We start from the raw sequence: 20,764 nt of genomic DNA, 5'->3' as shown, positions 1-20,764 counted from the left end.
TAATATCTAGCAATTGCATTTTCGCTAAGCGTGCCTGTGGCAGCAACTTTGACGAAGTCCGCAGAGCGTGTGCGGCAAAAAAGTTGATAATTCTATATAAAGTGCATCGGTTGACAAACTTAAAAATTTTCAGTATATATTAAAATAACATGTGCTTTTGCAACTTTGACAAAGTTCACCTCTTGAGGTGGGCAACAGGAAAAGTTGAATAAATTTAAAAATATATTTCCTAAAATTATGAGCGTCTGCTAAATTTATTTAGCAGAGCCCTTGCCGCAGGCACGCAGAGCGAGCGAATAATTTTAGGGATTTAGAATAGGAGAAAATTAATTAAAAATATGAAAAAGATAGTTATTATACTTGCTTCAAGATTGGGTTCTACAAGACTTCCGCAAAAGGCATTAAAACCTATGGCTAATTGCGATAGTATGCTTGAACTTATTATTAAAAGATTAAGAAGTTCTAAAAGGGCTAATGATGTAATTGTAGCTACTGAAGAAAAATCTTATGAGGCTTTTAAAAATATATTTGATAAATTGAAATGCAGTTATTTTGTTGGAAGTGAAGAAGATGTTTTAAATAGATATAGAAAAGCCGCTGAAGAGTTTAATGCTGATATAGTTGTGCGTGCTACAGGAGATAATCCTTTGGTGAGTGTTAAAGCATTGGATATGATTATAGATTATCATATAGAAAAAAATGCTGATTTGAGCCATTATGATTTACTTCCTTATGGCAGCGGTGTGGAAGTGATAAATTATGAGGCTTTAAAAATTGCCGATGATAATTCCAAAGATGCTTTTGAGCATGAGCATATCACACAGTATCATTATAGAAACCCTGATAAATTCAAAATAGAAAATCCTGAAGTTAAAGAAGAATTTGCTATGCCTGAACTTAGAACTACAGTTGATACTATTGAAGATTATAATAATGTATGTAAAATCTTTGAAAAATATAATAATGATATATATGTAGATGTTGATACTATAATAAGCGATATAAGAAATGGAAGATAATAAAAGTTATTATGTCTATATAATACTTTGTGAAAATAATTCATACTATACAGGCATTACTAATGATCTTGTCAATAGATTTAATAAACACGCAAAGGGTAGGGGAGCTAATTATACAAAATTTCGTAAGCCATTAAAATATCTTTCGGCTTGGAAGGTTGAGAATGTTAATATTGCTTTGAGTGTAGAGCATTATATAAAGACTATGGATAAAAAAGTAAAAACTATGTTTATAGAAAATAATAGACTCCTTAAAAGTTATTATATAAAAGAAATGAAAAATAAAAAGAAAGATCTTAACATCAGTATAAGTATTAGAAGTGTTAGTAAAAAGGATATAGAACATATAAATAATATATTTCATAAAGAATAGTTATCAAACAAACTATATTATTTGACAATAATATTTTTGCATTGTATCATTAAACAAAAAATTATATTAAATAAGGAATTATTATGTCTTCTTTAAATACTCAAATAAGAAAAGATATAGTAAGTATGGTTTATAATGCCAATTCAGGACATATAGGTGGTTCTTTATCATTGGTAGAGATAATGCATACTTTATATTTTAAGATTATGAATATCGATCCTAAAAATCCAAAAATGGACGGCAGGGATATATTTATTATGTCTAAAGGACATGCTTCTGCAGTACTTTATTCTACATTAGCACATAGAGGATTTTTCTCAACAGATGAGCTTTTAACTTATAGAAAATTAGGTTCAAGACTTCAAGGGCACCCTTCCAAAAAGAATTTAGAATGTATCGAGGCTTCTACAGGTTCTTTAGGACAAGGTGTTTGTATAGCTTTAGGTGCTGCTTTAGGATATAAATTAGATAAAAAAGATGCTAAAGTTTTTGTTATAGCTGGAGATGGAGAGGCTCAGGAAGGTACTTTCTGGGAATCTGCCATGGCTGCTGCTAATTACAAGCTTGATAATTATACTCTTATTATAGACCATAACGGATTGCAGATAGATGGTAAGAATGATGAAGTTATGAGTCTAGGTGATTTAGAAGCTAAGATGAAAGCATTCGGTTTTGAAACTTATGTTGTTGATGGACATAATGAAAAAGAACTTGAAGAAGTATTTAATAAAAAAGTATCTGGAAAGCCTAAATGTGTAATTGCTCAAACAGTTAAAGGTAAAGGCGTATCATTTATGGAAAATAATGTAGGCTGGCATGGAAAAGCTCCTAACAAAGAAGAATATGAAAAGGCTATGGAAGAGTTGAATAAACTTGATTAATTAAAATTTTTAAGTATAAAATATTAAGGAATAATTACTATGGAAAAAAAGGCAATAAGAAATGCTTATGGTGAGGCTTTGAAACGCCTTGGAGAAATAAATAAAAATGTTGTAGTTTTAGACGCTGATTTATCTGGTTCTACTATGACAAAACTTTTTAAATCTGCTTTCCCTGATAGATTTTTTAATATGGGAATAGCTGAACAAAATATGATGGGAGCTGCTGCAGGACTTGCTATTGAAGGAAAAATCCCTTTTGCTTCTACTTTTGCTATGTTCGGAGCAGGAAGAGCTTTTGAAATTATTAGAAACTCTATTTGCTATCCTAAATTAAATGTTAAAGTTGCAGTTACTCATTCTGGTATATCAGTTGGTGAAGACGGTGCTAGCCATCAAAGTATTGAAGATATATCTTTAATGCGTTCTATACCAAATATGATAGTTATTGTACCTTGCGATGCTGTTGAGGCTGAAAAAGCTGTATTTGCCGCTGCTGAATATGACGGACCATGCTATTTAAGAATGGCTAGACCTGCTACTAATATAATAACAAAAGAGGATACACCTTTCAAAATAGGAAAAGCTAATGTTCTTAGAGAAGGTAAAGATGTATGTATATTTGCTTGTGGAATAGTGGTATCAGAGGCTTTAGAGGCTGCTCAAATGGCTGAAAAAGACGGAATATCTGTTACTGTTGTTGATGTTCATACTATAAAGCCTATAGACAGAGAAATTGTTGTTGAGATGGCTAAGAAACATAAAAAACTTATTAGTGTTGAAGAGCATTCTATAATAGGCGGACTTGGTTCTGCTATATCTGAAGTTTTAACTGATGAATATCCTGCTAAACTTATAAGAGTAGGTATAAAAGATACTTTCGGCGAATCAGGAACGGTTGAAGAGCTTATTAATAAATATGGTCTTAATGCAAAGGCTATTTATGATACTTTTAAATAATTAATGATTTAATTATAATAAAAAGGAGAGTATTTTTTAATACCCTCCTTTTTATATGTTAATAACATTATTTTAAATTGAATTTAAATATTTCTTTCAATTTATTTCGGCATCCACCACATTCTGTTCCTGCTTTGGTATGTTGTACAAGTTCTTTTAATGTTTTTATACCGTATTCTTTTTCTAAAGATTTTATCTCTTCAAGAGAAAGTTCTTTACATTTGCATATAAAATCATTATTTGTCAATGTATATATCTCCGATTTTTATTATTGATTTTTTATACTTAATATTTTTCCAGTTTTTTTGTACTCTTCTAATAAATCTTTGATATCTCCTCTACAGCTCCAGCAGGTAATGCCGGCTTTTGTATGATGCATAACTTCTTCTAATGTTGTATAGTTATTTTCTTTAATTGCATCAATAACTTCTTTATATTTTATATTTTTACAAAAGCATATAGTGCTATTTAAATTCTTTTCAAACATAAATTTTCTCCCATATTAATAATTGATTTATTTTAACAATATTAGTAAATAAAATCAATACATCTTTATCGGTATAATTTTATATTTTAAAGAATTTACCGAAAGCGAACCATAATTGTAATGTTATTATACCATATAGTATTAAAGCTAATCCAAGTACAACACTAACATAAACAGCACCGAGTATAGGATTGAAAGTTAAAATTATCCCTGCAATCAAAGTAAGTATTCCGCTGAACATAGAAAGACCCCATTGATTATATCCGAACTTCTTAAGTTCAATAGAAGAAGATATTGCAACAACTCCTCTTACTATTACAAAGAAAGCAGCCATATAAGGTACAAATGCACCGCTTATTTGTAAATTAGAAATAATTATAATACCACATATTGTTGATACTATACCATCTAATAAAATTAAGGTAGAACCTGATTTATCTCTTAAACTAAAGTAATAGAATATAGCACTTATTCCAGAGAATATTGTTAAAAATCCTATTATATAAGCTAACATCAAAACGGTTTCTATTGGATTAAATAATGTAGCTATTCCTGATATTATTAATAGAATGCCAAAAATGAGCCATAGAACTCTTCCTAATTTTCCCATATAAAAACTCCTTTATTTATAAATATTAATCTATATATGATAATAAAATGTATAAAAAAATCAATATAAAAATCTGTAGTATTTTTAAATTAATTTTTTATTGAAATTATTTTAATGTTAATTGTTCCGATAATATTTACAAATGGATAATAATGAAGAATTAGAGATAGTGCATACACCTGTTATGCTTAAAGAAGTTTTGAGCTTCATACCAGAGAATGCTAAAATAGCCATTGATGCCACATTAGGAGAGGGCGGACATACTAAGGCAATGCTCGATTTAAATCTTGAAGTTCATAGTTTTGAAAGAGATTCAGCCATTCTTGAAATAGCTAAAAAAAGACTTAAAAATTATGACAAGTTCCATTACTATAATAATACTTATGATAAGATGATAGAAGAACTTGATGATAGTATAATTGGAAATGTTGATTTTATGCTTTATGATTTGGGTGTGTCTTTATTTCATTTCAAAAAAGCTGAAAGAGGCTTTTCTTTTAAAGATAATGTAAGACTTGATATGAGGCTTGGACTCAATGAAAAAAGTGCTTATGATGTTATAAACGGATATAGCGAAGAAGAATTGGAGAGAATATTTAGAGATTACGGAGAAATAAGCAATGCTAGAAAAATGGCTAATGTTATAATAAAAGAAAGAAATAGAAGAAAAATAGAAACATCAAGAGAATTAGAAAATATAATATTTCATAATACTGATAAATCTCAAAGATACGGTAAAATTCACCCTGCAACTTTAGTTTTTCAGGCTATAAGAATAGAAGTTAATGATGAGCTTAATATACTTGAAAAATCAATATCAAATATACCTTCTATACTTAAACCCAATGGGGTAGTTGTGGTAATGAGCTATCATTCTTTAGAAGATAGGATAATAAAGAGATTTTTTAAAGAAAATGAGAAAACTAAGAATAAAGATGGTATATTTAAACTTCTAAATAATAAAGTTAAACTTCCGACAAATGAAGAAATAAAATCTAATCCTGCAAGCAGAAGTGCTAAGATGAGAATAGCTCAAAAGCTGTAATTTTGGAGATAAATATGAATGAAAATAAGCAAAATATAGATAAAAATGAAAAGAAAACTTATTCTATAGGTTCTCTTTTTATAGTTATTATATTATTTGTTATAGTGATAAGTATTTTTACATTTGCTAGGAATGTTAAAGCTAATGAAATACTTATAGAATTATCAAAATTAGATAATGAAATAGAACGTTTAGAAAAGGAAGTTAAAGTTCTTAGTGCAGAGGAAGCAGAATATTCATCTCCTAATAGATTTATAGAAACAGCTATAATAAACGGATTTACTTCTGTAAGCGGCGATAAAAATGATATACTTTATCTAAAAATAGAAGATCAAAATAATAACAATCAATAATTATTTGTAGAATCTGTTCTCTTCTTTTCTATTTGTGCTATTAATGCCTTATCTAATTCTTTAGCACTATTATATCCCATCTGCTTTAGTCTATAGTTTTTAGCAGCGGTTTCTATAAGTATGCATACATTTCTTCCGGAACGAACAGGAATCTTTTGATAAGGCACTTCAGTATTTAATATATTATAAGTTTTATCGATTAATCCCATTCTATCATATTGTTCATTATCTTTCCAATGTTCAAGTTCTATTATTAAATCAAGTCTTTTTTTATCTCTGATGGCACTCATACCTGAAAGTCTGCTTATATCTACTACTCCAATTCCTCGTACTTCCATGTTATGCTTTATATATTCGTTTTTTCTTCCAATTATTCTACCATCTTTTAATTTTTTAAATTCAACTGTATCATCTGATATAAGTCTATGTCCTTTTGATATAAGCTCTAAAGTAGCCTCACTCTTTCCAACTCCACTTTTACCTAAAATTAAAACTCCTACACCGAAAACTTCTACAAGTCCGCCATGTATAGTGAAAGATTCAACAAATTCTTCTTCTATTAGGGATTCTATACCTCTAATCATATCTGATGTTTTTAATTCGCTTATTATTACACATATATTATTTTTTTTAGCTATTTCTATGAATGATTCAGGAGGAGTTATATTGTAAGTGAATATGCATATAGGTATTTTGTAACTAAGCATTTCTTCAAATACATCTATTTTATTTTCTTCATCTAGGGTTATTATGTAATTAGCTTCACCCTTTCCTAATATTTGTATTCTTTCATATGCAAAATCTTTGAAATATTTAAACAAAGCCATACCAGGTCTATTTATATCATAGCCTATTATACTATTTTCCATTCCTATAAGACCTGTTAAACGTCTTATTTTGAGAGTATTATTTCTTAATTCATTAAGTTCTAAGAATTTAGATACGCTTATTTTAGACATTATATTTTCATTTCCTCTTTAGCAATGAGTTCCATAATCTCTTCAGGTTTTTCAACATTTATAAGTTTTTCCAAGAAATGAGGATTGTCTCTTAATATTTTAGCTATTGCAGTAAGCACTTTTAAATTTTCACTTGCTGAAGTTTTTGGGGCTAGAAGCATAAAAACTGCAAATACTTTTTTCTTATCTACAGATTTATAATTTATACCATTTTTTATAGTTGCCACACTAAGTACAATACTTTTTACAGCATCTGTTTTAGCATGAGGTATTGCTATACCATTACCAACTCCGGTACTCATTAATTGTTCTCTAGCCATAATAGCATGTTCAGCATCATCTTTACTGACGAGTAATTTGCATTCATCTAATCGCTCAACCATTTTAGAGAGAAGACGCTCTTTGTCAGTTTCCTGAACATCTATCATTATGGAATCTTTATTTATGTAATCTATCAAACTCATTATCAAACCCTCCAAAATGGTTAATTATATAATAAATAAATTAAATATCAAACATTCTTATTAGAACAAATGAATTATCAGATTCTTTATATAAAGCCTCTGCTTGTTCTGTTATGCTGCTTATATAAACAACAAATTTTTTATCAGCATTTTCTGTAAGATAATTTACAGCTTCACTTACATTGTATTCTTTTATCAAATAATTTTCGCTTTTACTTGCATCTATATGATTATCAGGAGTTACACTAACTTCATCGATGTTCCAATATTCTTCATCTTTATTGTATACTTCAAGTACTTTATTGTCATTGCCTTTAAACAAGAATACAGGGAATTTTCCTATTTTTATGCTGAATAAATCTTCACCTTGTTTAATAGGTAAATAAGCCATATAAGGTTTTTTATCGCTATTAAAGTGTAATACAGCATCAAGCTCATCTAAAGGTTTTTCGTATATTCCTACAGAATTGATTGAATAAGCATCATCATCTTCATCTGCCTGTACTGATTTATCTACAACAGCTCTTTGGCTTCTGTCTATATTTCTTTCTTTTGATTTTCTTATTTCTCTTTCTATCTTTTGAAACATAGCATCTATTGCTACATATAAATCTTTTTCTTTTTCTTTATCATGAAATACTTTTTTACCGAAAGCTATAGTGCCTTGTACAGTATATTCACCATGCATATAGTCGCAGATAATATTGGCGTCTATTATTCTATCAGCATGTATTTTGATATTTTGCATCTTATTTGCTATATGTTCTCTAACATTTTTAGTGATTCTTACGTTCTTTCCAATGATATTTTGATGCATAAAATCTCCTTTTGTTTTATCTGTTTCTTGATGAAAAAATATTCATACTTTTTCTATATTTAGCTACGGTTCTTCTCGAAATATCAATACCTTCGCTTTTAAGTATGAGTCGGATTTTTTCATCACTTAGTTTTGCCTGAGAGTTTTCTATAATTCTTTTTATAATTTCTTTAACGCCTCTAGAACCAAGCCCGCCATTTACAGCTCTAGAGAAAAAATATTTTATAGAAAATGTACCCCAAACAGTGTTAAGATACTTGCCATTAGCTATTCTGCTTATAGTAGATTCGCTTAAATTCACCTCCAAAGACATATCTTTCAAAGTTAATGGCTTCATAAACTCTTTTCCATACTCAAAGAAATTTATCTGAAATTTAAGCAGAGCTTCGCCTATTTTTAATAAAGTTTTTTTTCTATCATTAGATGCATTTATAAGGCTTTCAGCTTCTTTCTTTTTTTCTTTTAAGAAGTTTATGTTATCTTTACTTTCCTCTCTATCTAATAGTTTAATATATTTTTTGCTAATTTTCAAGTGGGGGATAAAAGTTTCATCTGTTTTTACAATCCAATTTTCATTTTCTTTAAAAATAAATAATTCAGGTACTATATATTTAACAGATGATGTATCATATTCTCTTGCAGGGTAGGGTTCTAATGTTTGTATTAATTTTAAAGCCTTTAATACTGTATTTACTTCTATATTTAAATTTAAAGCTATTTTCTCATAATTCTTTTTTGATAATTCATCTAAATAATTTTCTACAATGTTTATTGCTGTATCATATATCTCTTTGTCATCAGCTTCTTTTTTTTTCATCTTTAATTGTATGGAAAGACATTCATTGATATTTTTAGCAGCAACCCCGTAAGGATCAAATGTTTTTATTATAGAAATTATTTTATCTATTTGCTTTATATCTGCATTTAATATATTTGATATCTCTCCGCTTTCAATGGTTAAATATCCGTCTTCATTTATAAAACTGCATATTTGCTCTGCAAGTTCTATTTCTTTTTTATCATCAAAGGTAATATCTATTTGACTTTTTAAATGAGAAAATAAACTTTCTTTATTATTTTCTATTGTGTTTTCTATTATAGAATTAATATCGCTTGATGCTTTTGAAGAAGAAGACTTTGAATAATTATCATTGAAATCATATTCCAAAAATGGATTTTCTTCCATTGCTTTTTGTATCTTTTCTTTAAGCTCTATAGCAGGTAATGATATAACATCAAGCCATACTCTAGTTTGATAATTGAGTCTTAAATCATTTTTTATTGCAGTTCTTATAGAAGTATTTGCTGATAAAGAATTATTAATCATAAAAACCTAAAGATAAATAATAAATCATTGTACTAATAAATCTTTTTTCTATATCAAAAGGAGAAATTACTCTGCCAAATTTATTATATTTTTCTAATTCATAAAATTTTATACTATCTATTATCATGTCTTCATCAGATATACTGCAGTTAATTTCGCATATTATTTTTAAAACATTATCTGCCATATAGTAAGATACATACTCATCAAAATATTCTGTTTTCATATCCAACTCTTTGGATAATTTTTCCATATATTCTAATGATAATTTCTGACCTTTTAAAGATATTATAGAATCATTTTCAACGTCATTGTCATTTAATATATATCTTTTTATTTTTATTTGTTCTATAGGCTGATTTATTTCATAAAGCTCTAATTGATAAGTCCAAACTTTTTGATAATCTTCATCTTGATCAATAGGATGATATAAACTTATATAATATTTTATATTTTTAGGAAGCTCATATAAATCTTCATCTATTGAAATTAAGGAACCATCTTCCATATATCTGAAGCATTCTATTAAATTGTTATCTTCATCATATACACCCCAAACAAATGCCAGAGTAAAATACTGCATAACGGGATTCTCTACAAATACTTCAAAGAAAGTTTCATAATCCCATTTTCTTGCATTAAACATTACTTTTTTTAGTTTATCTGTTTGATATGCTATTATAGCTCTTAATGAATTTCTTATATGTATTAAATCTTTTTTGGCTTCTGTTACTTTTATTTCATCATCTCCATCTATAGCATCGGGAAGTTCTTTTAATATTTTATGATTTTCATTATCGATTATTTCTAAATATGAATCGCTTAACAACTGAAGTGTAAATTGTTGCTTTCCATAATTGATAACTTTATTTCTCTCTACATTAAAACCTAAATTAGGAAGAACTTTATCAAATAAATTATCAATAGGTATATTCAAACATTCTGCTGCCTTTTCAAAAGAACCTATTGCAGCATTTTTTACTACTTTATTATTAGAAGTATATATAATATTGTTTATTATCATCAATGCAAATTTTTCACCGTTCATTGCTATTGCAGGTATTATATATGCTGCTAAAGATGATTGAAAGTTCTCCTGCCAATATTCTATTTTATCATATAAATTTACTATCTGGCTATAATCAGCATAAATACAATAAGGTAGAATGATATTCTTTTTGCTTTCTTCGCAATTATTATCAGTCCAATATTTATATACGTTTTCAAATGTACTTCTTATGGAATTCATATCGAATAAATCTATCATTCTGTCTATATCTTTTATTCTATAAGGTTCTTTAAGAAGCATATATTCTAAAAGTATATATTTAATAATTTTTACAGGAACTTTAGTATTCTTATCACTTCTTAAAACTACATCAGATATTAAAGATTCATCTATAAAGTCAATTAAATGTTCGTAACTTTCTTCATAATAATCATCAATATACTGATTTATATCATCTAAAGTTTTGAACTTAAATCCTTTTCTTCTGTAATTCCATTTTTTTATTATCTTTTTCAATTCAAACTGTACATCTTCTCTATAGGCATGTATACTATTTTCAACATAAGCTCTAGAATTGTATTCATCTTCTTCTATCAAACTTAAAGCACAGTTTATTATCTCTTTATTTTTTAAATGCAGTACATAACAAATTGCAGAATAGTTTGTGAATCCTGCTTTATCTTTTTTGTATAGAAGTTCTAAGAAATCTATTAGAGCATAACTTTTATATGAAGCTGCTTTCAAAAATGTTTTATCATGGAACATTTCTACTGTATAATCAGCATTTTTAGTAACTAGTTTTAATATATATTTTGTGCTGAAAATATAAATAGGGTAGGTGTATAGATACGTTATTATTAAATCTTTCAAATCTAAATCATACCCTTGCAAATAATCAAGTATCTCTTTTAATTTAATATCATAGAACTCTTTTCTATCTTTAATCATCAATGGTATAGCTAAATTATAAGGCAATGATTTAAGTAAAGCACGAACAATTTTTCTTGCCTTTTCATTATAATCATACATAAGAACTACGATTTTTGTTGTAAATATTAATTCATTGCTGAGATTAACAGACAAATCATATTTATCTATATTTTCATTTTCTAATAATTCAAATATATTATCAGATTTTATATCATATATTTTTTCTAATTCTTTTTTAATGTTTCCTATGAAATAATCTATGCTGTTATCAAGAACTGTAACATCAGCATTATCATCTTTAGCATTCAAAAGAACACAATTTAATACTGATTTCATTTCTATAATGTATGGTATTTCAACTTTTTTTAATATATCATAAAGTTTATAAAATGATTCTTTGTCTTTGCTGTATAAATTCTTTATCCCTTCAAATACTTTATTTGAATTAATTGATAAATTGGTATCCAAATATTTTATAAGGAAGATGAAATATTTTGGTATATTAAAATCTACAAGATCATATATGAAATCATCAAAACTTTTATTTTTAAATTTTTCACTATAATTCTTTCTTGTTAGGAAAAATAATTTTATCATATATGCTAAGCTGATAAATAAATTCTCATTTCCGCTAAGCATATTATTTTCTATTAATTCTTTGAATCTTTTTGATATATTATCATCTATATTTACAATAATAAAAAGAGAAATTATAGAATCTAAATAATTTACTTTCTGTGAATATTCTAGTATAGCAGATATTTTACTATAATCTCCAAAATATATCTTTATAGTTAAAGCCATCAATGGAATTAATATATTATCACCGTATTCATTTATAATATCATCTATATTGGATGAGCATATATTTTCCATATATTCATTGGTTTCTTTTGGAAAATATTTTTCAGCATAATAATAATAAATGAGTATATTAATTTTAGCATTCATTATTTCATTTGAAATAGGATTTACATTGTATGAATATTTTTTATAATCTCTGTTCCAATCATTTATTTTCTTTATAGATATGCATTTTAATAATGCATCTTTTACATTCATACCGGATATTATATTAATGATAAGCATTTCAAAAATATATATGTTTTCTATTTTTTGCATAGATATGACTTTGAATAATCTAATTAAACTTTCATTTTGCTTATCATTGGCATATAGCTCTAATAGATTTGAATATATCGAACGATTATTTGAAATAGTCAGGTTTGTTTCTTCAGTATCGAAATTTATATTGTCATTTTCATTATTGACATATTTTTTTATATCATCTTTATACGGATGATTTTTAAAAATATCATCTATATAACTATCTATAATACTCATAAGAAATAACCCTAAAAATATAATAGATACTATACCATATTTTGAAAAAAAATGAATAATAAAAATATAATAAATTAATCTATTATAAATACAACTTTACAATTTTTTATAGCATTTTTTAGGTTAGGGCTGCTCATAATTATACTTGCATCCTCATTTCCTATAACTAAATCGCTTGAAAGTCTGCCTCTGGATCTCCATGCTACAATGTTATAAGGTTTTTTTCCTATTGTATTTGTCATATTCTGATTAGTAAGGAAAGAATTTGTAGAATATGTAATATATCCATTTGTAGAAGCAATGTTTTTATTTATATAAGCTAAACTATATATTTCATTACCATCTTCATCATATACTGTAGGAAATAATGAAGGCTTAAAACCTACGCCTCTAGCATCTATAACAAGGCTGTCATAATCTGTACCGGCATCAAAATATGTTACTATAGGTTCAGGTTTGTATATATGTATGTTATTTATTAAATCTGACATAAGATTATTTGTTATAATATCCAATGCCATAAGTACTTTAACGCTTGTTCTTGTAGGGTATGATATACCTACTAATCTAGCATTATTTATAGAATTTACTACTTTTTCTTTCAATAATCTATTTTCTTCTATTATGCTGTATATATTATCTTCACTGTCTATAGGTATATTTCCTAATGTGTCGTATAAAGTTTTCATAGTTTCTTCTTCAGCCTGCTGCTGCAATATTAATAATGCTTCAGGGTGTAAGCGAGTATCTGTAACAAAATCGGCTGTTGCATCTGCATATATCGTATATGTAGTATAGTCAACTCTTCCTTCACCTATATTAACTAATATATTATTATTAGTTAAAGACAGATATTGAGGAAAAAGAAGCATATTTATAGTAATAAATAGTAAAATAACCTTGATATTCATATAAACTCCAATATACTGTAAATATTCTCGGTTTATAAAAAAATACTTAAAGGTATTTTTTATCAGTTATCTCCTTTTTTCTAACTTTTGCAGATAATTTGATACATTTATATAGCCGTTATATTTCATAACTTCATAAGGCTTCAAACCTATTGAGTTAACATCTGTATAATTCATATCATTATAAATAAGGTATCTTGCTATATCTATTTTTGTGGCATAAAACATGGCATTTTGACCCCAATCATCTTTTTCATTAATATCAACTTGTAAATCTTCAACTAAATACTTTATTAATAAAAGATGTTCATTTTCAACTGCATACATAAGAATAGTTTTTCCTAATATATCTTTTTTATTAATATCAGCACCGCTTTTTATAAGAAGTTTTACTGAATATAAATCTCCATATTCACATGCATAATGTAAAGCTGTTTTGCCATTATTGTCAGCAGTATTTATATCAGCATTGTTATTTATAAGAAGATTCATTATATATGGATAATGTGCGGAAAGTATTAAAGCATTCTCTCCATTAGCATTAGTTATAGATATATCAGCTTTTTTTTCTACTAAATAATCAGCTAAATCATAGTATCCTATAGCTACAGCTTCCATAAGAAGAGTATTACCATTTTTATTTACAGCGTTTATATCTCCATTATTATCCAAATATTTATTTATTCTTTCTATAATATCAGATAATTCATTTTTATGATTTATATAATCAAATATAGTAGGCTTTTTGGGAATATTGGAATACTCTATATTTTCATAAGTTTGATAATCGGATGCATCTATTATATTGTCGAATGAATTAGGCATTAGACATTGGTATATTATTAACATTAAAATAAAATATTTCTTCAATAGCAGACTCCTATTATAAAAATTATTTTAATTATTTTCAATTTTTTCTAATTCGCTAAGCATAAACTCTAAATCGGATATAACTTTATCTTCCTCTTTTTGATTCCTTAAAATATAAGCAGGGTGATAAGTTGCTATTACAGGCACATCTTTTCCATTATTATTGTAGTAATGAACTTTATTTCTAGCTTTTCCAAAAGGTGTTTTCAAATCAAAATCTATTAAATTACCAAAACCATGACGTCCTAATGCACATATTATTTTAGGATTAAGTATTTTTAATTGATTTACAAAATAATCTCTGCAATTAGATTTTTCTTCAGGCAAAGGGTCTCTATTTTCAGGAGGACGGCATTTTAAAGCATTCATAATATAGTATTTTTTATTATTGATATTCATTCTTTCAATCCATTTATCCAATAATTTTCCGCCTCTTCCTACAAATGGAAGTCCTTGTTTATCCTCGTCAGCTCCAGGTGCCTCTCCGACAAATACTATATCAGGTTCTTCATCTCCTCTTCCAAATACAACATTTAATCTGCTATTACATAAAGCCTCACATTTCATGCATTTTTCTACTTCGCTGTATATCTTTTTTAATTCTTCATTATGTATTTCTTTCATTAATTCAATACCTTCATCTTTAATATCTTTTTCTTCTTTTTTTACTGCTTTTTTTGGATTTCTTAATATTATTTTTTTATTATGCTGAGAGCAAACTACATTTGAGAATTTTATTTTATTCTGCTGTAAAAAATAGCTTTCTATTTTATTCATATTAATAAATCCTAAATATCATTTTTAAAACATTATTTGTATTATACAATAAAATGGAATTTATTAAAAATTTTTTATTTATTAATTAACTTATAAACTGATTATGTATATATACTGAAAATTTTAGAGTTTGTCATTTTTTTATTCAACTTTTTCCCGACGCACGCCTGCCGAAGGCACGCACAGCGAGGCAGACTTCGTCAAAGTTGCTGCCGCAGGCACGCTTTGCGAAAGTGCAAGTATAAAATTAGTACTAAATAATACCAATTTTGTTTTATATGTAAGATAGGTTATTAATTTAAGCTAAAATATAGCCCTTCGCGAAGCGTATCCGAGCTTGTCGAGGATATAGCTTCTTTGTGGCACGCCACAGGCACTTCCTACGGTCGCAAAAGAAGTAGAGTATGGAACGACTGTGTGCTTCGAAGCAAAGCCACAAATATAAAAAAGAAAATATAATTTTATTTTTGACAAAATATAATTGTTTAGGTATATACTGAAAATTTTAGAGTTTGTCATTTTTTATTCAACTTTTTCCCGCCGCACGCCTGCCGAAGGCACGCACAGCGAGGCGGACTTCGTCAAAGTTGCTGCCGCAGGCACGCTTTGCGAAAGTGCAAGTATAAAATTAGTACTAAATCATGTTAAAGTTGTCTTACATGTAAGATAATTTATTAAATTAAAGCCCAAATGTAGCCTTTCGCGAAGCGTATCCGAGTTTATCGAGGATATAGCTTCTTTGTGGCACGCCACAGGCACTTCCTACGGTCGCAAAAGAAGTAGAGTATGGAACGACTGTGTGCTTCGAAGCAAAGCCACAAATATAAAAAAGAAAATATAACTTTATTTTTGACAAAATATAATTGTTTAGGTATATATTACAGAATTATTATATAATTAATCATATTAAAAAAATCTTCATTATAAATTATATCAATTTTATAATGAAGATTTTAATTTATTTAAATAAAATTTACTTTCTATTTCTTTGAGCTTTTTTTAGAATACCTGCAATTTTTCTAAGTTTAAGATCTTCTGCTATATCTAAAGCAGTATCTCCATGGTCATCTTCTATATTTACATCGGCTCCTTTTTCTACTAGAAATTTAACAAATGGTTCAGCAAATCTTGATCCTGATGATGCACAAGCCCAAATTAAAGAAGTGTATCCATTATAATCTTGAGCATTAATATCTGCACCTTTTTCTAATAAAACTTCAGCTAATTCTATACGATATTCCTGAAAACTTTTATTATTAAAATTACCTTCACCCATACCAAGATATATCAAAGGAGTATATTCTCGTTTATTCTTTATGTTTACATCAGCACCTTGCTCTATTAAAAAATTAGCTATTTCAAAGTCTAGTATATCAATACTTCCTTCATCTGAAGTATCAAGAGTTTTATTTAAAGCTGTGTCTCCTTTATTATCTTGGGCATTTATATTGGCATTTTTTGAAACTAAATATTTTATTACATCTATATTTCTTTCATGACTATACTCACATGCTGATATTAAAGCAGTACTCCCTCCTTTATAAAAGTTTACATCTGCACCATTTTCCACTAATAATTTTACTGTTTCTAAATTATTTACACCATATATTAAGGCTGTATTTCCATAATTATCGAAAGCATTTATATTTGCCCCTTTTTGTATTAGAAGTTCTACCACTTTTATATTATGAAGTTTGGAAGCATACATTAAAGGTGTCTCTCCATCCTCATTTGTTACATTTATATCAGCACCATTATTTATTAAATATTCTGCAACAGATGAATTTTCATCATATCTAGATTCAATATGTTCATCATCTAATGAGAGTAATAGAGGAGTTACTACTGAGCTATATTCAGAACTATAATGTGTTTTAGCATTTACATCGGCACCTTTTTCAACTAAAAATTTAACCATATCATAGTCATTTCTTAAAGCTGCTATCATTAAAGGAGTATAATCATAATCATCAGGAGAATGCTCCCCAGCCTTTATTCTTGATTCTAAGTCAAAACCATTTTCTACTAATACTTTAAACATTTCTCTATTTTGTGCCAATGCTGTTGAAGCTCTATAAGATTTATTAAGAAGTGATGCTCCATCATTGTCTTTAGTATTTACATCAGCACCGTATTTTATTAATAAATTAAATATTTTTTTAGCATTTTCTAGTTTTTCTTCTTCTCCATAATGATCATAGCAAATATTATAATATAACGCAGTGTTTCCATCATTGTCTTTAGTATTTATATCAGCACCATTTTCTAATAAAAATTTAACCATTTCATAGTTTCCGCTTACAGCAGCTGTCATTAATGATGTAAGACCGTATTCATTTCGAGCATTTGGATTTGCTCCTTTAGCTAAATATGATTTAACTTCTTCTATGTTATTATCTTCTACAGCTAAAAATAACGATTCATCTAAAGTCTGAGAATACAAAAGTATATTAAACAAGAATAATATAATAAATACTTTTTTCATATATACCCCCTAAGCATACCACTGGATTATATATTAATTATTATGCTTTGTCAATTAAAATGGATTTTATTAAATATGAAATTAATGAATTTGTTTTATGATTTTTAATGATGTTTATTATAATAAGAAATTTTTATTATAGTTTTATTTTTATAAAAAATTATTTGCTCGCTCTGCGTACCTTTGGTATAGTATATGATGCCTTAGTTGAATTCGTCATATGCTCATAATTTTTTATTTTTATTTCTTATTTATATTCATAAAAAATTATTCGCTCAAAGGCTCTGCTAAATAAATTTAGCAGACGCTCATAATTTTTTTATTTCTTCTATACTCAAGCCTGTTAATTCACTGATAAGATTTAAATCCATATCTCTAGCTTTCATATTTTTTGCCATAGATATTGCTTTATTTTTTTCGCCTTGTTCTATGCCTTCTTTAAGACCTTCTTCTCTCCCTTTTATTCTTTCTTCATTTAATGCCAATATATCAAAATAATTCTTCTCATATTCTGAATAATTTTCAAATAAATCTTTTGTATTTACAAATTTATTATATTCATCATAAACTTCTTTCATTATAGGATTTTTTTTAACTAACATTTCCATAATTTTCTCCATTTTTTCTCTTTTTTCTTTAATTGTTAAAAAATAAAACCAAGCATATAATTTATCTGTCAATTTAGAACTTGAAGATAAATATTTAGGTAATTCTAGAAAATGCATTTCTAGATGATTAGTTAGTATGTGATTTGTTTCAAGTTCTTTAATTACATAACAGCTATGTTCTTTGTTTATATCTTTTAACAAATTAAAGTCTAATATATTAATTACTATTACTTGTTTCAAATCATTATATTTTTCATTATTTCTTAAATTAGATATATAGCCTTTAGCCCAATAGTATAAACTTCTATAAACAAAAGATTGATTTCCAACTCTTTGTATTTCTATTAACACAGTTTCACCGCTTTTAGTGACAGCTCTTACATCAACTATTGACTGTTTATCATTAATTGTTTCTTTAAGATTAAAAGTATTAAGTACCTTAACTTCCTCAAAGGCTCTTGATTGTAATCAGTTCTTACGGCATTAATTAAATTCAATAAAATATGCTCATGTCCTTCTTTGGCAAACATATAACGCATAAAGTAATCATTCAAAACATTAATATTTCTCATAACTTTATTATACTAAAATAACTATAAATGTAAAGCTAATGTTCTAATCATAAATTAACAAGCTATTTTTTAATAAGTTTATTAGTAGTAAAATAAAAAATCGTATTATCTAAAGAATTTTTTATCTAAATATTCTTTTGATAGCCTTAATACAAAAGGTCTTCCATGAGGACAGTTTGTAAGTATGTTTTCTTCTTCAAGCAAATCAAGTAATGTCTGCATATCGCTGTTTGAAAGTTTATCTCCAGCCTTTGGAGAATATTTGCATGATATAGTAGAGCAGGTATGTTTTATAACTTTTTCTAAATTATTATTGTCGCCCTTTGAAATGTATATATCCAAAATGTCTTTTATGATTTTTTCAATTTTTTGATTTCTAGGAATGTATATTGGTATATCTTCTATTATAATGCTATGTTTTGAATTAGATTCAAATCTTATTCCTAATGATTCTATAGATTCTTTTGATGCATTTAAAATATCAATTTCATAATCTCTGTACTCAATTTCACAAGGTATAAGGAGTTTTTCATATTCTATTTTTTTTGACATAAGAGTTTTGTATATTCTTTCATAATTGAGTCTTTCATAAGCGGCATGCTGATCTATTATATACATTTCTCCGCCGCGTTCAGCTACTATATATGATGAAAATACCTGTCCTATGGCCCTTGTATACTCTCCAAATTCTATATTATTGTAGGTAAAATTATTATTATTTAAATTTATTTCTTTATTAATACTATTTTCTTCTATTATATTGTCATTTATATTGTTATTTTCTACATTTAAATCATCTTTATTATAACTGTTATTTGAATAGCTTGTATTATCGTATTTTATTTCATCTGCTGATTCGGTATTATAGTTTGGAGTATTATATGTATTGTAATTATTATTCTGTTGTATAGGAAAAGTAGGGGTAATATCCTTATCAAGATCAACTTCTATATTAACAGAATCAAAATTGTTTCCGGAATTAATATTGTTTACTATAGTATTATACAGTATTCCTGAAATCTCTCTTTCATTTTTTATTCTAACTTCTTTTTTACTTGGGTGAACATTTACATCTATTTTACTGCTATCTATATTTATGTATAGGAAAAAGAAAGGATATCTCTCTTTAGGTATAGCATTTGAATATGCATTTTTTATGGCATAGGCAAGAACTCTATTCTCTATAGGTCTGTTATTTAAGAATATAAAATTATTCTTTCTCATAGATTGGCTTATTTTAGAATTTGAAAATAAACCGTATATTGACACATCATCTTTTTCTATTTCAACTTCTATTAAATTTCTAAATACATTGCTGTCAGAGAGATAATTTTCTATTCTTTCTTTTAGAGTATCAACTTTTATATATGAACTTACAACTTTACCATTATTTTTAAGTTTCATAGATATTTTAGGCTGAACTAATGCTTCCATATCAAAAACTTCTTTAACTAAGAAAAACTCTCTTGAAATATGTTTTAAGAATTTATATCTAGCTGGAATATTAAAAAATAGATTTTTGGCTATGATTTTTGTGCCTTGTGAAGCAGCAGCAGGTTTATGTTCTATTATTTTACCGCCTTCTACTACTATTTTTCCTCCATTGCTTTCTTCTACGCTCTTTGAAACTATTTCTAAATTTGTAACATCGGATATAGAAGCCAAAGCCTCACCTCTAAATCCAAGAGTATATATAGAGTCCAAATCTTCTATAGAATGTATTTTACTTGTAGCATGATGGGTTATGGCTAGTGGAAGTTCATTGAATCTTATTCCATTACCGTCATCTTCTACTATCATGGATTTAATACCTGCTTCTTCCACAGAAACTTCTATATTTGAAGCCCCCGAATCTATAGCATTTTCTAATAATTCTTTAAGCATAGAAGCTGGTCTTTCTATAACTTCTCCTGCAGCTATACGATTAGCCACAGATTGCGGTAATTTTATAATATTTTTAATCATA

Annotated in this window: 19 protein-coding genes and 1 pseudogene; 6 read left to right on the top strand and 14 right to left on the bottom strand. The window is 27.1% G+C overall.

Annotated elements, in window-relative coordinates; translation table 11 throughout:
• Positions 1-338: 338 nt before the first annotated feature.
• The 4 genes from BINT_RS09445 to BINT_RS09430 all read left to right on the top strand — a co-directional run bounded on the left by BINT_RS09445 (position 339) and on the right by BINT_RS09430 (position 3,230).
• Complete coding sequence (locus BINT_RS09445) at positions 339-1,019, top strand: cytidylyltransferase domain-containing protein (protein WP_014488348.1); 681 nt, start codon at positions 339-341, stop codon at positions 1,017-1,019.
• Positions 1,009-1,392, top strand: a complete 384-nt coding sequence (locus tag BINT_RS09440) for a GIY-YIG nuclease family protein (RefSeq protein ID WP_041177378.1) — start codon at positions 1,009-1,011, stop codon at positions 1,390-1,392. The genes BINT_RS09445 and BINT_RS09440 overlap by 11 nt, the downstream gene beginning before the upstream one ends.
• 83 nt (positions 1,393-1,475) lie before the next feature.
• Entirely contained in the window at positions 1,476-2,273 is a 798-nt protein-coding gene (locus BINT_RS09435) for a transketolase (protein ID WP_014488346.1), read from the top strand.
• Between the two features lie 39 nt (positions 2,274-2,312).
• A complete protein-coding gene (locus BINT_RS09430; RefSeq protein ID WP_014488345.1) occupies positions 2,313-3,230 on the top strand; it encodes a transketolase family protein in 918 nt (305 codons plus the stop codon).
• A 67-nt stretch (positions 3,231-3,297) separates the two neighbouring features.
• Here BINT_RS09430 and BINT_RS09425 read toward each other — a convergent pair whose 3' ends face one another.
• From BINT_RS09425 to BINT_RS09415, 3 genes are all read right to left on the bottom strand, one after another.
• The gene (locus BINT_RS09425; RefSeq protein ID WP_014488344.1) at positions 3,298-3,477 is read right to left on the bottom strand and encodes a (2Fe-2S)-binding protein; all 180 of its coding nucleotides are present in this window, start codon (positions 3,475-3,477) and stop codon (positions 3,298-3,300) included.
• A 21-nt stretch (positions 3,478-3,498) separates the two neighbouring features.
• Positions 3,499-3,717, bottom strand: coding sequence for a (2Fe-2S)-binding protein (locus BINT_RS09420; protein ID WP_014488343.1), 219 nt, complete (start codon positions 3,715-3,717; stop codon positions 3,499-3,501).
• A gap of 79 nt (positions 3,718-3,796) precedes the next feature.
• Positions 3,797-4,327: an HdeD family acid-resistance protein gene (locus tag BINT_RS09415; protein WP_014488342.1), complete on the bottom strand. Its 531-nt coding sequence runs from the start codon at positions 4,325-4,327 to the stop codon at positions 3,797-3,799.
• Between the two features lie 142 nt (positions 4,328-4,469).
• On the opposite strand from BINT_RS09415, the gene rsmH reads away from it, so the two are divergent.
• Positions 4,470-5,372, top strand: coding sequence for a 16S rRNA (cytosine(1402)-N(4))-methyltransferase RsmH (rsmH, locus tag BINT_RS09410; RefSeq protein ID WP_014488341.1), 903 nt, complete (start codon positions 4,470-4,472; stop codon positions 5,370-5,372).
• 14 nt (positions 5,373-5,386) lie between these two features.
• Positions 5,387-5,725 (top strand): hypothetical protein, encoded by a 339-nt coding sequence (locus tag BINT_RS09405; protein ID WP_014488340.1) that lies wholly within the window; start codon positions 5,387-5,389, stop codon positions 5,723-5,725.
• Here BINT_RS09405 and hprK read toward each other — a convergent pair.
• From hprK to mutL, 11 genes and pseudogenes are all read right to left on the bottom strand, one after another.
• Positions 5,719-6,684: an HPr(Ser) kinase/phosphatase gene (gene hprK, locus BINT_RS09400; protein ID WP_014488339.1), complete on the bottom strand. Its 966-nt coding sequence runs from the start codon at positions 6,682-6,684 to the stop codon at positions 5,719-5,721. The genes BINT_RS09405 and hprK overlap by 7 nt on opposite strands.
• Positions 6,684-7,148: a PTS sugar transporter subunit IIA gene (locus tag BINT_RS09395; protein WP_014488338.1), complete on the bottom strand. Its 465-nt coding sequence runs from the start codon at positions 7,146-7,148 to the stop codon at positions 6,684-6,686. Before BINT_RS09395 ends, hprK begins: the two co-directional genes overlap by 1 nt.
• A gap of 40 nt (positions 7,149-7,188) precedes the next feature.
• Positions 7,189-7,965 carry a ribosome hibernation-promoting factor, HPF/YfiA family gene (gene hpf, locus BINT_RS09390; RefSeq protein ID WP_014488337.1) on the bottom strand — a complete coding sequence of 259 codons (777 nt, stop codon included), beginning with the start codon at positions 7,963-7,965 and terminating at the stop codon, positions 7,189-7,191.
• 16 nt (positions 7,966-7,981) lie between these two features.
• A complete protein-coding gene (gene rpoN, locus BINT_RS09385; RefSeq protein ID WP_014488336.1) occupies positions 7,982-9,292 on the bottom strand; it encodes an RNA polymerase factor sigma-54 in 1,311 nt (436 codons plus the stop codon).
• The gene (locus tag BINT_RS09380; RefSeq protein ID WP_014488335.1) at positions 9,285-12,575 is read right to left on the bottom strand and encodes a DUF4132 domain-containing protein; all 3,291 of its coding nucleotides are present in this window, start codon (positions 12,573-12,575) and stop codon (positions 9,285-9,287) included. Before BINT_RS09380 ends, rpoN begins: the two co-directional genes overlap by 8 nt.
• A gap of 74 nt (positions 12,576-12,649) precedes the next feature.
• Positions 12,650-13,486: a hypothetical protein gene (locus BINT_RS09375; RefSeq protein WP_041177377.1), complete on the bottom strand. Its 837-nt coding sequence runs from the start codon at positions 13,484-13,486 to the stop codon at positions 12,650-12,652.
• Positions 13,487-13,552: 66 nt separating this feature from the next.
• On the bottom strand, positions 13,553-14,311 hold the full coding sequence (locus BINT_RS09370; RefSeq protein ID WP_014488333.1) for an ankyrin repeat domain-containing protein: 759 nt from the start codon (positions 14,309-14,311) through the stop codon (positions 13,553-13,555).
• 72 nt (positions 14,312-14,383) lie between these two features.
• A complete protein-coding gene (locus BINT_RS09365; protein WP_014488332.1) occupies positions 14,384-15,133 on the bottom strand; it encodes a uracil-DNA glycosylase in 750 nt (249 codons plus the stop codon).
• Between the two features lie 973 nt (positions 15,134-16,106).
• Positions 16,107-17,618 carry an ankyrin repeat domain-containing protein gene (locus tag BINT_RS09360; RefSeq protein ID WP_014488331.1) on the bottom strand — a complete coding sequence of 504 codons (1,512 nt, stop codon included), beginning with the start codon at positions 17,616-17,618 and terminating at the stop codon, positions 16,107-16,109.
• A gap of 308 nt (positions 17,619-17,926) precedes the next feature.
• A pseudogene (locus BINT_RS09355) lies at positions 17,927-18,798 on the bottom strand (Rpn family recombination-promoting nuclease/putative transposase).
• Positions 18,799-18,903: 105 nt separating this feature from the next.
• Positions 18,904-20,763, bottom strand: a complete 1,860-nt coding sequence (gene mutL / locus BINT_RS09350; RefSeq protein ID WP_041177622.1) for a DNA mismatch repair endonuclease MutL — start codon at positions 20,761-20,763, stop codon at positions 18,904-18,906.
• Position 20,764: the final 1 nt, after the last annotated feature.

Source organism: Brachyspira intermedia PWS/A (assembly GCF_000223215.1).
Lineage (GTDB): Bacteria > Spirochaetota > Brachyspiria > Brachyspirales > Brachyspiraceae > Brachyspira > Brachyspira intermedia.
Note: the sequence above shows the minus strand (reverse complement) of the source record. Positions and strands in the feature narration are given on the sequence as shown.